Source organism: Aminobacter sp. Y103A (genome assembly GCF_030294925.1).
In the GTDB taxonomy this organism is placed as follows: domain Bacteria; phylum Pseudomonadota; class Alphaproteobacteria; order Rhizobiales; family Rhizobiaceae; genus Aminobacter; species Aminobacter ciceronei.
On the sequence record NZ_AP017986.1, the window covers coordinates 831167 to 844695 of the forward strand.

Sequence of the window (13529 nt, forward strand, 5' to 3'; positions counted from 1 at the left end):
GCTCCGGCCGTCTTCAAGCCGACACTGAACCGACATGCCATTGTGGATTCCCATCACTATTGCCGCCGCCTTCCTGCAGAACCTGCGGTCGGTGGTGCAGAAGCACCTGAAAGGGGTGATGGGCACGACCGGTGCCACATTCGTGCGCTTCGGTTTCGGCTTTCCCTTCGCGCTTGCCTTTGTCGGGGTGCTGCATTTCGTCGTCGGCTACGAACTGCCGGCTCTGAACAGGACGTTCTTTGCCTGGGCGGTGGTCGGCGGCCTGGGCCAGATCGCCGCGACCTTCCTGTTGATCCACCTGTTCTCGTTCCGGAACTTTGCCGTCGGCACCGCCTATTCGCGCACCGAACCGGCGCAAGCGGCGTTGTTCGGGCTGTTGTTCCTCGGCGAACGCGCGACGGCGGGTGCTGTCGCGGCCATTGCCATCAGCGTCTTCGGCGTGATGCTGATCTCTGTCGCCCACACCGCATTCACCGCGCGAACGCTGGTGACCTCGGTGCTCAGCCGCAACGCGCTTATCGGTCTGGCCTCCGGTACGTTCTTCGGCATTTCGGCGGTCGCCTACCGTGCGGCGTCGCTGGCGCTCGGCGGGCCGAACTTCATGACGCAGGCGGCGGTCACGCTCGCCGTCGTCATCGTCTTCCAGACGCTGATCATGCTGGGCTGGATTCTGTGGAGGGAGCGCGACGAGCTGCCTCGCATCGCCAGGGCCTGGCGGCCGGCGCTGTTCACCGGTCTCGTCGGCGCCTCGGCTTCGTTCGGCTGGTTCATGGCGATGACGTTGCAGCAGGCGGCGATCGTCAAGTCACTCGCCCAGATCGAGATGCTGTTCACCTTCGCGTCGAGTGTCTTCTTCTTTCGCGAGCGCATCAACCGGCTCGAAATAGCCGGTTGTGTGCTGATCGTCGGCGGCATCCTGGTGCTGCTAGCTCTGGGCTGAGAGCCTAGACCGTAGCTGGATCGCGCGGCGGCTCGCCTTTCCAGCGCTTGATGATGCCGGCGAGGTCGCTGTTCTGGAAGGCATCCTTCAGCGTGTCGAAGGACGGCAGCACGAAATAGGCGCGCTGGAATTTGTCGATCTCGTAGGTCGTGCGCATCACCGTTTCGATGTCGAACGGCACCTGGTGCGCATCGGGGCTTTCAACAGCGAATTGCAGCTCGGTGAAGGACGACATCAGGCCGGCGCCGAAGGCCTTCAGCGGCTGGCCGGGTTCCTGCATCAGGCCGTATTCGGCCGTATACCAGTAGAGCCGGGTGATCATTTCGTCGCCGCCGAGCGCGATCAGATCGGTCGCTTTCTCGCCGTACATCTGCATGAAGTCGCCGAACACCGGCTGGCTCAGTACTGGCACATGGCCGAAGAAGTCGTGGAACATGTCGGGCTCGACGATGTAGTCGAGTTCGTCGCGCGTCCTCAGCCAGTTGGTGACGGGGAAGCGACGGTTGGCCAGGTGGTCGAAGAAGGGTTGCGCCGGGATCAGCCCGGGCACCGCCACGATCTCCCAGCCGGAGAGCTTGCGCAGCTTGTCACTGACGTCATGGAAGTCCGGAATGCGGTCGACCAGGCCGAGCGCCGACATGCCGTCAAGATAGGATTTGTGCGCCAGCCGCTGGGTCAGCCTGGTCTGGCGGTCGCACAGCGTACGCCACACATCCTGCTCGGCAGCGCTGTAATCGTATTTCTGCTCGACGGTGAAATCCGGACGGCAGACGCTGTAGTCGCCGCGTAGCCCCTGTTCCGCGCACTCCCGTGCATAGTCTTGAACGCTCACGCTCATGTCAGATCCTCCCCGGAAACAGCTTCGATGGAGGAATCATAGGCGCTGGAAGCGAGCGGAATTCACCTCTTTGCGAGCGTTCGATGTTGTTCTGAGGTATATTTACCCAAATCTCCAAAATGGATGGTGAAAATGCCTCAGTTTGATGAGTTCGAGATCAGGATGCTCGACATTCTCCAGCGCGATGGGCGCAAGCCGGTTTCCGAGATCGCGCAGGAGATCGGCCTGTCCAACACGCCATGTGCCCGACGTTTCGAGGCGCTGCAGGACGCCGGCGTCATCAAGGGCTTTTCCGCCCGCATCGGACGCCGCGCCGTCGGCCTCATGGTCGAGGTCTTCGTCCAGGTCAGGCTGGTCAGCCACAGCGACGATTCCCCGGAAAAGTTCATCGCCGCCGTGCAACGCATGGACGAGGTCTCGGCCTGCTGGACGATGACCGGCGACTACGACTTCCTGCTGCATGTCATGGTGCCCAATGTCGACGACCTCAACGCCTTCGTCATGCACCGGCTGATGCGCCTGCAAGGCGTCCGCGACGTTCACACCCAGCTGGTGCTGCAGAACATCAAGGGCCCCGGCCACGTGCCGCTCGCGCATTTGCGAGGCTAGGGGGCGACTAGGGATCGGGATAGGTGAGCGGGTAGCGCTCGCCAACGAGACAATTGACGGGTTTCGAGGCCTGGATTTTCATCATGCCTGGTGCATCCGCGATGCCGCCGACTTCGAGCACGAGCTTGCGGCGGATGGCCGTGACGAACTCGGATGCGAGGTGGATCGGCAGCACGAACGAGCCCGGCCCGCCGGTGACGCATTCGGCGTAATAGCGGTCGATGTCTTCCAGGCTGCCCGTCGGCCGGACGAGGATCGGCAGGCCGTTGATGACGATGCCCTTTGCAACCGCATTGTTGCGGGCGACCTCTACCGGCGCTCCGAGGTTGTTCGGTCCGTCGCCCGAAATGTCGATGACCTTCTTTTCACCGCGGAAGACATTTTGCTCCAGCAGGTTGGCACCGAACGCCACCGCATTCGAGATCGACGTGCCGCCGGATCCGCCGATGGGCTTGACGGCGAGCTGGGCGGCGAAGGCGTCGGCGCTCGAAGCATCGTCGATGATCTGCCAGGGGATGACCGATTCTGGCCGCACGGTCCCTGCCCACTCGAAATAGGTGACCGCGATACGGCCTCTCGAGCCCGCCAGCACGGCATTGATGAAGTCGGGATGGCGCAGCGCCTTGACGTAGCCGGCGCGCTGAAGCGCAAACTCGCCTTCGTCCATCGAACTCGAAACGTCGACGGCCAGCACCAGTTCGACATCCACCGTCCGGTCGTCCACGTCGATGGTCGGCGTGGCAGGCAGTTCGCAACCCGTGCACAGGATCAGCGCCAGCGCAGCCAGCATTGTTCATCGTCCGAGGGACCCGGAGGTCAGTGTGCGTCAACGCAGGGAAAATGAAAGCCGCAACGCTTCAAGGCTTCGTGAATACGAGGCCTGCTCTTGAAACGACAAGGCCGGCAAAAGCCGGCCTGTCTTTGTGCACTGGGCAGGTCAGTCCTGCTGCTTACGGAACGATCAGCGTCCCTGCGCCGTGCTCGGTAAACAGCTCAAGCAGCACCGAATGCGGCGTCTTGCCGTTGAGGATGACGACACCTTCGACGCCGCGCTCGATCGCCTCGATGCAGGTCTCGACCTTGGGGATCATGCCGCCCGAAATCGTGCCGTCCTTGATCAGTGCCTTGGCGTCGGCAACCGTCAGTTCGTCGATGAGTTTCTTGTCCTTGTCGAGCACACCGGGCACGTCGGTCAGGAACAAGAGGCGCGACGCCTTGACGGCACCGGCGATGGCACCCGCAAAGGTATCGGCGTTGATGTTGTAGGTGTGGCCGTCGCGGCCGGGCGCGACAGGCGCCAGCACCGGGATCATTTCCGAACGGGCCAGAAGGTCGAGCAGCGTGCGGTCGACTTCGACCGGCTCGCCGACGAAGCCGAGATCGATCACCTTCTCGATGTTCGAATCGGGGTCGACCATGGTCTTCTTGGCCTTTTCGGCGAAGACCATGTTGCCGTCCTTGCCGCACAGCCCGATCGCCCACTCGCCTTCGGCGTTGATCAGGGCGACGATCTCCTTGTTGATCGAGCCGGCCAGAACCATCTCGACGATCTCGACGGTTTTCTGGTCGGTGACGCGCAGGCCGCCCTCGAATTTCGATTCGATGCCCATCTTGGTCAGCATGGCGCCGATCTGCGGGCCGCCGCCGTGCACGACGATCGGGTTGACGCCGGACTGCTTCAGTAAGGCGATGTCGCGGGCGAAGGCACGGCCGAGCTCGACATTGCCCATGGCGTGGCCGCCATACTTCACCACGACCGTCTTGTTTTCGTAGCGCTGCATGTAGGGCAAGGCCGCGGAGAGCAGGGCAGCCTGCATTTCGGCGGTGGCGGCGACGTTCGTCGTCATCGGCATGGTCCCGGATAGGTGGAAAAGGTCGGCGCGGTCTTAGCCGGAAACCGGGCAGGGGGCAAATGGTTCGATGGGCTGGCAGGCGTGCTGTTTTGCCGATGCGCTACGGAATGTGGTTGCATGGCGCCCGACGATCTAAACAGCAGTTGCAAATAGTTTTGCGCCACGTAACTTGGCGGGCATGACGCCGCAGGACATCACCAAGCTGATTGTTCGGACCTCGATGAAGGACCGTGCGGCCTTCGATTTGCTCTACCGGCAGACGAGCGCGAAACTTTTTGGCGTCTGCCTGCGTGTATTGAACGACAGGGCAGATGCCGAGGAAGCGCTGCAGGAGGTCTTCGTCAAGATCTGGACGAAAGCGGACCGCTTCGCAGTTTCTGATCTCAGCCCCATTTCGTGGCTCGTAGCAATCGCGCGCAATCATGCGATCGATCGCATACGGGCGCGGCGTCAGGCGCCTCTCGCGATCGACGAGGCACTCGAGGTCGCGGACCCAGGGCCGGGGCCAGAGGCTGCAGCAGTGGCGGGCGGTGAAGCCGAGCGCATCCATGGCTGCCTGGAGGAACTTGAAAAGGACAAGGCTGCCGCTGTCCGCGGTGCCTATCTCAAGGGGGAGAGTTATAACGAACTCGCGGACCGCCATGGCGTGCCGCTGAACACCATGCGTACCTGGCTGCGCCGCAGCCTGCTCAAACTCAGGGAATGTCTGGAAAGATGACGCTCGCGCAAGACAATGGACCGGAACGTGGAGGCGACGATCTGGTCGCAGCCGAATACGTTCTCGGCGTCCTGCCTGCCGACGAGCGGCGTCAGGCCAGCGCCCGCATCGACGGCGAGCCTGGTTTTGCGCGCATGGTCGATCAATGGGAAGTACATTTCGCCCCGCTCGCCGCGGCCTATCCGGAGATCGAGGCCCCGGCCTCGGTGAAGCCGGCGATCGACCGCAGGCTGTTCTCGGGGGCCGCGACGTCGTCGGCACCCAGCGCGCAAGGCTCCGCGGGCTTGTGGGCCAGCCTCGCCTTCTGGCGCGGCCTGGCAACGGCGGCGGTCGCAGCCCTGGCCATCTACATTGCTGTTCCTTACATCAATCCGCCGGCCCAATTGCCGCAGGAGCGCATGGTCGCCTCGCTGGCTGCCGATGGCAGCGACGTCAAGTACATGGCGATGTACGACGCTGGCAGTGGCCAGATCGGCCTTTCGCACGTCTCCGGCGAGCGCGCCACCGGCAGGGATTTCGAACTCTGGATGATCGAGGGCAGCAACGCTCCGGTCTCGATGGGCGTCATCCCGGTCGGATCGACGATCCATATCGACGTCGATCAGGCGATGCGTGACAAGCTCGCCGCAGGCGCCGTGCTTGCCGTCAGCCTCGAGCCGACGGGCGGTTCGCCGACCGGCCAGCCGACCGGACCGGTCGTAGCCGCTGGCGACCTTCGCGACATCTGATCCACGAAAATTTGCCCGAATTCGCCGCGGGCTGAAACTTTTCCCTGCGTTGATCGTAACTATAAGTTTTGCCAAAGCTTAGAGTGAAAGAAAGGAAATATTTCTCTCCAGAAGGTGAAACTACCTGATCTCAAATCCGTAATTCCTTGTGCCTTTCCATTTAGGGAAACAACCCAAGGAGTTACATTATGCGTAAGATCTCTCTCGCTTTGCTCGCCGGTGCCTTTTCCGCTCTCGCCACCTTCGCCTATGCTGAAAACCCGATGGTTGGCGGCGCCGCGATGTTCGCCGATAAGAACATCGTCGAAAACGCGGCCAATTCGAAGGATCACACCACGCTCGTCGCTGCCGTCAAGGCAGCCGGCCTGGTCGAGACGCTGCAGGGCAAGGGCCCGTTCACCGTCTTTGCGCCGACCAATGAAGCTTTCGCCGCACTCCCGGCCGGCACGGTCGAAAACCTGCTCAAGCCTGAAAACAAGGATCAGTTGACCAAGATCCTGACCTGCCATGTCGTTGGCGCCAAGGCGATGGCCGCAGACATCAAGAAGATGGTCGATGACGACAAGGGCGCGCACCCGGTCAAGACCGTTGGCGGCTGCACCTGGACCGCGAAATATGAAGGCGACAAGGTGACTGTAACCGACGAGAACGGCAATGTCGCCAATGTGACGATCGCCAATGTCGAGCAGTCGAACGGTGTCATCCATGTCATCGACAAGGTCCTGCTGCCCAAGATGTAAGCCCGGGGGGCAGCGTGGTTGTGCGACGCTGTCGCTCCCTGAGGCGCGCGCAATCGGCAAAGCGCCCCGCAACGGGTCACCGTTGCGGGGCGCGGCCTGTTGTGCGCAGGCTGGTCGGTTTTCGCGCCAAACCCTCAAGCCCTGTTGATTTCGCCGTGATGTGACGCCGGCCTATGGTCGGCTGGGAGAAATGCCATGGACCGCCGTACATTCCTGCTGGGCAGTGCCGCGATCGCCGTTCTTGCCGGCTTTGTCGTCTCGAGGCGATTGACCATCGCCGACCAGGCATTGGCTGAAAACTTCGAAGTCACCAAGACCGATGCCCAGTGGCGCGCGATCCTTGCTCCCGCCGCCTTTGCCGTGCTGCGCCAGGAGGACACCGAGCCGCCGGGGTCTAGCCCGCTGCTCAACGAGCACCGCAAAGGCACCTTCAACTGCGCCGGCTGTGACCTGGCCGCCTATTCGTCCGCTACCAAGTTCGATTCCGGCACCGGCTGGCCGAGCTTCTGGGATGCGCTCCCCAATTCGATCGGCACCAAGGTCGATACCTCGCTGATGATGACCCGCACCGAAGTGCATTGCCGCCGCTGCGGCGGTCATTTCGGCCACATCTTCGACGACGGCCCGCCTCCGACCGGCAAGCGCCATTGCATCAATGGGCTGGCACTGACGTTCCGCCCTGTCGCGGCCTGACCTTTTCTCGAAAAATCCTCTTGACCTCAAGATACATTGAGGTTGCATCAATGCGCTCTCACGAAATCCCGAATGGAAAAAGGAGAGCGGAAATGATCCAGAATACAGAGAACGATCAGAACGGCCCGGTGGCGTTCGTCAACATCTTCACCCTGAAGCCGGGCAAGCTGGACGAGTTCATCGCCCTCCAGAAGATCAACCTGGACCGTTCGATAGGCAATGTGCCGGGCTGGCGCGGCAGCCGGCTGCACCGGGCGATCGACGGCGATACAGCGATCATGATCAGCACCTTCGATACGGTTGCCGATCACCAGCGGGTTCATCAGACGCAAGGCTTCGCCGAACACATCGCCAAGGTCGGGCCACTGATCGAAGGCGTGACGCCGGCCTACTACCAGGTCGTCCACGAAGTGACGCAGGCCTGAGGCCGGTTGCCTCAGGCAACATGCGACGGCGGCCGTGATCAGCCGCCGTTGACCACCAGCGCGATCGCCGCGCGCAGTTCGTCCAGGCCTTCGTTCTTCTCGGACGAGGTCGCAAGAACGGTCGGGAAGGCGGCGGCGCGTTTCTTGATCTTGAGCAATGTGTCTTCGATCAGCGGCTGCACGCCTGCGGCCTTGATCTTGTCAGTCTTGGTCAGGACGATCTGGTAGGAGATCGCGGCCTTGTCGAGCAGGGTCAAAACCTCCTCGTCGTTCTTCTTGATGCCGTGGCGGGAATCGATCAGCAGGTAGACGCGCTTGAGCGTCACCCGGCCGCGCAGATAGTCGAACACCAGCTTTGTCCAGGCGTCGACCTGTTCCTTCGGCGCCTGGGCGTAGCCGTAGCCGGGCATGTCGACCAGCGCCATCGGCGGCAGGTCGCCTGCCTCGCCGGAAAAGCCATCCGGGACGAAGTAATTGAGCTCCTGCGTGCGCCCCGGCGTGTTCGAGGTGCGGGCCAGGCCGCTGTGGCGAACCAGTGCGTTGATCAGCGACGACTTGCCGACATTCGAACGGCCGGCGAAGGCGATCTCCGGCGGCCCTTCCGGCGGCAGGAACTTCATGGACGGCACGCCGCGGATGAAAACCCACGGGCGCTTGAAGAGCTCGGCATCCACCGTGCGATTGGTCGTATGTTCGTTCAAGCCGCTGCCTCCAGCAGAGAAATATCCGAGCCGCGAATGGCCTTGAGGTTGCGGCCGATCTTGTCCACCGGCCAATCCCACCAGGCAATCGTCAGAAGCCGTTCGATGGTCTTGTCGTCGAAACGCTTCTTGACCACGACAGAAGGATTGCCGGCTACGATCGCATAAGGCGGTACGTGTCTGCTGACAACCGATTTCGCCGCAATGATGGCGCCGTGGCCGATATGAACCCCAGGCAGGATCACCGCTTCCATGCCGATCCAGACATCATTGCCGAGCACCGTGTCGCCGCGGACCTCCTGCTGCCAGGAGGCAAGGTCGAAGCCTTCCTCCCAGCCATGGCCGAAAATGTTGAACGGATAGGTCGAAAAGCCGGACATGGCGTGATTGGCGCCGTTCATGATGAAGCGCGCGCCTTCGGCGATCGCGCAGAACTTGCCGATGATCAGCTTATCGCCGATGAAAGGGTAGTGGTGAAGCACGCATTTCTGCTGGAACAGATCGGGTCCGTCGGGATCGTCGTAGTAGGTGAAATCGCCTATCTCGATGTTCTCGGCGTCGACGAGCGACTTGAGGAAGCCGACGCGCCTGTGCATCGGGATCGGATGCTTGAGCGAAGGGTTAGGTCCATGCATGGCATTTCGTCCCCATTGATACGCCTCTCTACCAGTATAGCGCGATCCGCGACGAAGACATCGGGGGCGATGATCTCAAGGGAAATGGTTCTTGCGCAGATAAAGGGCCGACTAGTTCGACCGAGCTGCAAACCGGGGTTCTGCAAGGGCTTGCAGAACCCCGGCCTTTGCCGAGACGGTTCAATTCTGACCGGGGGGGATGGTCAGAGACCGCCACCCCGCAGGCTGATGCTTGAGAGGCATCGCTCAGCTACGCTGCCAGCTGGAAAAAAGTTTCAGCTCCCGGTTGAAGAAAAGTCAGGTTCCTCACAATGCAGAAAAGCCCCGGAGTGCGGGGCTTTTTCGTTTCGTCTGGGCTGTTCGGCTATTCGGCCGGTGTCGGTTTCTTCTTGAACAATGCCATCAGATTGTCCCAGAGCTCGATCTTGGCGCCCTGGCGCTTCATGATCACGCCCTGCTGCAGGATCGACAGCGAGTTGTTCCACGCCCAGTAGATGACGAGGCCCGCCGGGAACGATGCCAGCATGAAGGTGAACAGGATCGGCATCCAGGTGAAGATCATCGCCTGGGTTGGATCCGGAGGCGTCGGGTTCATGCGCATCTGCAGGAACATGGTGACACCCATGATCAGCGGCCAGACGCCGATCATCAGGAAGGCGGGAACGCCCCAGGGCAGCAGGCCGAACAGGTTGAACAGCGAGGTCGGATCCGGAGCGGCCAGGTCGTGGATCCAGCCGAAGAACGGTGCATGGCGCATTTCGATGGTGACGTAGAGCACCTTGTAGAGCGCGAAGAACACCGGGATCTGGATCAGCACCGGCCAGCAACCGGCCAGCGGGTTGATCTTCTCGGTCTTGTACAGCTCCATCATCGCCTGCTGCTGCTTCATCTTGTCATCCGCGTATTTCTCGCGGATTTCCAGCATCTTGGGCTGCACCATCTTCATGTTCGCCATCGACTTGTACGACTTGTTGGCGAGCGGGAAGAAGATGGCCTTGACGATGACGGTGGTGGCGAGGATCGCCAGACCGAAATTGCCGAGCAACTTGTAGAGCGTGTCGATAAGCCAGAACATCGGCTTGGTGATGAAGTAGAACCAGCCCCAGTCGATCAGAAGCTCGAACTGGCGGATCTGGCGGTCCGCTTCGTAAGCGTTGATCTTGGCCACTTCCTTGGCGCCAGCGAAGACCAGCGTCTCGACGGTCGCCGACTGACCCGCGGCGACCGTGATCGGATCGGTCATGAAGTCGGCCTGGTAGCGCGGGCGGCCGTCCTCGAAATAGGAGAAGCGCGGCTGGAACGGCTGCTTTCCAGAAGGCACCAGTGCGGCAGCCCAGTATTTGTCGGTGATGCCGAGCCAGCCGTCGGTCGACTTGCCAGGCAGAACCTGCTTGTCGTCCTCGATGGTGGCGTAGTTGATTTCCTGCAGGCCCTCGGTGCCGGTCACGCCGATCAGACCTTCGTGCAGCACGTAGGTCGAGGCATGCAACGGCTTGTCGAAGCGGGTGAGGCGGCCGTAATTGGACAGCGCGACGTCGGTGCTGCCGGCATTCGCCACCGTATCGGTCACCGTGAACATGTAGTTCTGGTCGACGGCGATGGTACGCTTGAAGGTCAGGCCCTTGTCGTTGGTGTAGGTCAGCGTGACAGGCGTTGCCGGTGTCAGCGTCGTATTGGGCTCGGCAGTCCAGACAGTGTCGGGACCCGGAACCGCGCCGGTCGCTTCGCTGCCGACGAAGCCGATTTCGCTGTAGAAGCCGGCTGGCAGCGCCTGCGGGTTCAAAAGCTCGATGACGGGTGAATTCGGTTCGACGGCGACGCGGTAGTGCTTGAGGCTGATGTCGTCGATGCGCGCGCCGGTCAGGTTGATCGAGCCCTTGAGGCTCGGCGTGTCGACCGGGATGCGGCCGGATGCTGCAAGCGCCTGGGCACGGTCGACAACGGCGACCTGGGTCGTCGGTGCGCCGGGGACACCGGCCTGCGGCGTCGCTGGCAAGCCGGCGCTGGTGCCGGGTGCCGTGCCTGCCGGCTGCTGCGCCACACGCTCGGCTTCGATGCGTGCGGCTTCGCGCTGCGATTCGACGCGCGGGTTCATGTAGAACACCTGCCAGAGCGTCAGGATCAGCACCGACAAGGCGATGGTGATGAAGAAGTTACGGTTGTTTTCCATCGAAAGCCCTTATCGCGTTCCGCGAATGCGCCGAGAAAGTTCGGCCGTTATCTGGCCGAAGGGGGCGGTGAGCACGTCTTCGCGCCCGACGATCACATAGTCTTTGCCGGCGGCCATGTCACCTGCGGCATGTGTACGAACGGCTTCCCGGAGGCGCCGCTTGACGCGATTGCGGACAACCGCGTTGCCGACTTTCTTGGTGACGGTGTAGCCGACCCGCGGCCCCGCACTGTCGTCGCGATCCAGAACCTCGACGAGAAAAAACCGCCCGCGCCGCTTGTCACCGCGGCGGACGGCCAGAAACTGTTTTCTTTTCAGAAGCCGTTCGGGGCCGCGTCCATGCGGAGCAGACCCCTCTGGCTTGCCGTCAGCGGGCAAGGTTCCCGCCTATGGCTTAGGCGGAAAGCCGCTTGCGGCCGCGGTTGCGGCGAGCTGCGACGACGCCGCGACCACCCTTGGTTGCCATGCGAGCACGGAAACCATGACGGCGCTTACGGACGAGTTTGGACGGCTGATAGGTACGCTTCATTTGTTTTTACACCGCGGCGTGCGGCCCTTCTTGATTCTGTCACTTTGTAACAGGAGCTTGGCTCAGCTTGCTTCGACGCGATCAAAAACCGCGACGGAAGCGGGTCCCGAGCGTGTGCGGGCTTATAGAAAGAAGGTACCGCGAAGTCAATCCGCCCGTGCCGGCGCCACCGAAGGTTGATTCCTGCTGTCAGCAGCAGACAGGGGATAGCGTCCCGGCTCTGACATTTTGCAGTGCGGAATTTGCAACTGCGTTGTGATCACCTATCTTTGCCATAAAGGGGATGCAAGGCAGTTCGTGCTCATTTTAGTCCGAAGCGCATCATTCTCGCACTGGCCTCGCAGCAAAGAACAGCATGACTGAAGCAGCCGATACCGGTGTATTTCCCGGAAAACAGGCGGACCGTGCGGTTCCGCTTTCGCGCGGCCTGTCGGCCAAGCTGCTGCTGCTGACCATCGCTTTCGTACTCTTCGCTGAAGTGCTGTTCTTCCTGCCCTCTGTCGCAAGCTTCCGCATCCGCTGGCTCGAGGAGCGTCTGGCCACTGCCGCCGCCGTCGCCACGATCCTGGTACAGGGCGACCCGACCACACTTTCCCGCGCCGCCCAGAACGACGTGCTGGCGGCGATCGGCGCCAAGGCGATCGCCGTTCGCGATGGCGGCGTGTCCCGCCTGCTTGTCGTCGCCGACATGCCGCCCGAAGTCGACGAGCATATCGACATCGCCAAGGAAGGCGTGCTGGACTCGATGCCCGACGCCATCGACACGCTGCTGTTCGGCGGCAACCGCATGCTGCGCGTCTATGGCCGGGTCGGCGAGAGCGCCAAGGAGTTCGAGCTGGTCATCCCGGACTACCGGCTGCACCGCGCCATGCTCGCCAATGCGCGCTACATCGTCTTCGTCTCGCTGCTGATCTCGCTGTTCACCGCGGCACTCGTCTATGCCGCCATCGACCGCATCATGATCAGGCCCATCCGCACCATGACACGCTCGATGCTGACCTTCTCCGATGCCCCGGACAATCCCGCCGGTGTCATCGTTCCCGAAGCCCGCTCCGACGAGATCGGGCTGGCCGAGCGCGAACTGGCGGCGATGCAGACGCATCTGCAGCGGATGCTGCACGAACGGAAGCATCTCGCCGACCTTGGTCTTGCCGTATCGAAGATCAACCACGACATGCGCAACATCCTGGCCTCGGCACAGCTGATGTCCGACCGCTTGCGCATGGTCAAGGATCCTGCCGTGCAGGCTTTTGCGCCGAAGCTGCTCAGGACGCTCGACCGAGCGGTTGCCTATTCCGAGAACGTTCTGTCATACGGCCGCGCCCAGGAGCCGGCGCCGGCGCGCCGCCGCCTGCGGCTGAGCCAGCTGGTCGATGACGTGCACGGCCTGCTCGGCCTAGAGGCCGAGCAGGGCATCGAGTTCTTCAACGCGGTCGACACCGAATTCGAGATCGAGGCCGATCCCGACCAGTTGTTCAGGGTGTTGACCAACCTGTGCCGCAACGCCGTGCAGGCCATGGCCGGTGCTGCCGACAGCGCCATCGTCAATCGCCTGACCGTTTATGCCGAACGCGAGGGCAGCGTCAGCCGCATCTTGGTTGCCGATACGGGTCCCGGCCTGCCGCAAAAGGCGCGCGAGAACCTGTTTGCCGCCTTCCGCGGTTCGGCCCGCAGCGGCGGCACCGGGCTTGGCCTCGCCATCGCCTACGAGCTGGTGCGCGCCCATGGCGGCCAACTGGAGCTTGTCGAGAGCGCCGGCGGCCGCACCGTGTTCGCTGTCACCATCCCCGATCAGCCGGTTCGCCTCGATGAGGCGCGCCAGGGCATGCGCCGTCCGGCCTGATCAAAAAACTTTGCCGGCGGCGGCTTGCATTTCCCGATTCGAGCCGTTAGGTAGCGCCGGTCGCTGCAGTCGATTGACCGCAGCGTGTTGGCCGCTCACTCGGCCTG

Annotated in this window: 16 protein-coding genes; 8 read left to right on the forward strand and 8 right to left on the reverse strand. The window is 62.3% G+C overall.

Features of this window, described 5'->3' with window-relative positions; translation table 11 throughout:
* Positions 1-34 precede the first annotated feature (34 nt).
* Positions 35-940, forward strand: coding sequence for an EamA family transporter (locus Amn_RS04025; RefSeq protein ID WP_067965628.1), 906 nt, complete (start codon positions 35-37; stop codon positions 938-940).
* Between the two features lie 4 nt (positions 941-944).
* On the opposite strand, the gene phhA is transcribed toward Amn_RS04025, so the two are convergent.
* Positions 945-1778 carry a phenylalanine 4-monooxygenase gene (gene phhA / locus Amn_RS04030; RefSeq protein WP_067965626.1) on the reverse strand — a complete coding sequence of 278 codons (834 nt, stop codon included), beginning with the start codon at positions 1776-1778 and terminating at the stop codon, positions 945-947.
* A gap of 132 nt (positions 1779-1910) precedes the next feature.
* On the opposite strand from phhA, the gene Amn_RS04035 reads away from it, so the two are divergent.
* Positions 1911-2387 (forward strand): Lrp/AsnC family transcriptional regulator, encoded by a 477-nt coding sequence (locus Amn_RS04035; RefSeq protein ID WP_067967130.1) that lies wholly within the window; start codon positions 1911-1913, stop codon positions 2385-2387.
* Positions 2388-2394: 7 nt separating this feature from the next.
* Here the strand turns inward: Amn_RS04035 and Amn_RS04040 are convergent, their stop codons facing one another.
* The gene (locus Amn_RS04040; protein WP_067965625.1) at positions 2395-3177 is read right to left on the reverse strand and encodes a DUF1194 domain-containing protein; all 783 of its coding nucleotides are present in this window, start codon (positions 3175-3177) and stop codon (positions 2395-2397) included.
* A 160-nt stretch (positions 3178-3337) separates the two neighbouring features.
* Entirely contained in the window at positions 3338-4240 is a 903-nt protein-coding gene (argB, locus tag Amn_RS04045) for an acetylglutamate kinase (RefSeq protein ID WP_172582946.1), read from the reverse strand.
* Between the two features lie 178 nt (positions 4241-4418).
* Here argB and Amn_RS04050 point away from each other — a divergent pair, with 178 nt between their 5' ends.
* The 5 genes from Amn_RS04050 to Amn_RS04070 all read left to right on the forward strand — a co-directional run bounded on the left by Amn_RS04050 (position 4419) and on the right by Amn_RS04070 (position 7544).
* A complete protein-coding gene (locus tag Amn_RS04050) occupies positions 4419-4958 on the forward strand; it encodes a sigma-70 family RNA polymerase sigma factor (protein ID WP_067965623.1) in 540 nt (179 codons plus the stop codon).
* Positions 4955-5686, forward strand: coding sequence for an anti-sigma factor (locus tag Amn_RS04055; protein ID WP_286294612.1), 732 nt, complete (start codon positions 4955-4957; stop codon positions 5684-5686). The genes Amn_RS04050 and Amn_RS04055 overlap by 4 nt, the downstream gene beginning before the upstream one ends.
* A 188-nt stretch (positions 5687-5874) precedes the next feature.
* A complete protein-coding gene (locus Amn_RS04060) occupies positions 5875-6426 on the forward strand; it encodes a fasciclin domain-containing protein (protein WP_154385911.1) in 552 nt (183 codons plus the stop codon).
* A 195-nt stretch (positions 6427-6621) separates the two neighbouring features.
* Complete coding sequence (gene msrB / locus Amn_RS04065) at positions 6622-7119, forward strand: peptide-methionine (R)-S-oxide reductase MsrB (RefSeq protein WP_154385910.1); 498 nt, start codon at positions 6622-6624, stop codon at positions 7117-7119.
* A gap of 92 nt (positions 7120-7211) precedes the next feature.
* Entirely contained in the window at positions 7212-7544 is a 333-nt protein-coding gene (locus tag Amn_RS04070; protein ID WP_182575136.1) for an antibiotic biosynthesis monooxygenase family protein, read from the forward strand.
* A 38-nt stretch (positions 7545-7582) separates the two neighbouring features.
* Here Amn_RS04070 and yihA read toward each other — a convergent pair whose 3' ends face one another.
* The 5 genes from yihA to rpmH all read right to left on the reverse strand — a co-directional run bounded on the left by yihA (position 7583) and on the right by rpmH (position 11579).
* Positions 7583-8245: a ribosome biogenesis GTP-binding protein YihA/YsxC gene (gene yihA / locus Amn_RS04075; protein WP_067965613.1), complete on the reverse strand. Its 663-nt coding sequence runs from the start codon at positions 8243-8245 to the stop codon at positions 7583-7585.
* Positions 8242-8880 carry a CatB-related O-acetyltransferase gene (locus tag Amn_RS04080; RefSeq protein ID WP_067965610.1) on the reverse strand — a complete coding sequence of 213 codons (639 nt, stop codon included), beginning with the start codon at positions 8878-8880 and terminating at the stop codon, positions 8242-8244. The genes yihA and Amn_RS04080 overlap by 4 nt, the downstream gene beginning before the upstream one ends.
* Before the next feature lie 364 nt (positions 8881-9244).
* The gene (gene yidC / locus Amn_RS04085) at positions 9245-11050 is read right to left on the reverse strand and encodes a membrane protein insertase YidC (protein WP_067965608.1); all 1806 of its coding nucleotides are present in this window, start codon (positions 11048-11050) and stop codon (positions 9245-9247) included.
* A 9-nt stretch (positions 11051-11059) separates the two neighbouring features.
* Positions 11060-11428 (reverse strand): ribonuclease P protein component, encoded by a 369-nt coding sequence (rnpA, locus tag Amn_RS04090; RefSeq protein ID WP_067965606.1) that lies wholly within the window; start codon positions 11426-11428, stop codon positions 11060-11062.
* 16 nt (positions 11429-11444) lie between these two features.
* Complete coding sequence (gene rpmH, locus Amn_RS04095; protein WP_008833937.1) at positions 11445-11579, reverse strand: 50S ribosomal protein L34; 135 nt, start codon at positions 11577-11579, stop codon at positions 11445-11447.
* Positions 11580-11934: 355 nt separating this feature from the next.
* Here rpmH and Amn_RS04100 point away from each other — a divergent pair, with 355 nt between their 5' ends.
* Positions 11935-13422 (forward strand): sensor histidine kinase, encoded by a 1488-nt coding sequence (locus Amn_RS04100; protein ID WP_067965604.1) that lies wholly within the window; start codon positions 11935-11937, stop codon positions 13420-13422.
* Positions 13423-13529: the final 107 nt, after the last annotated feature.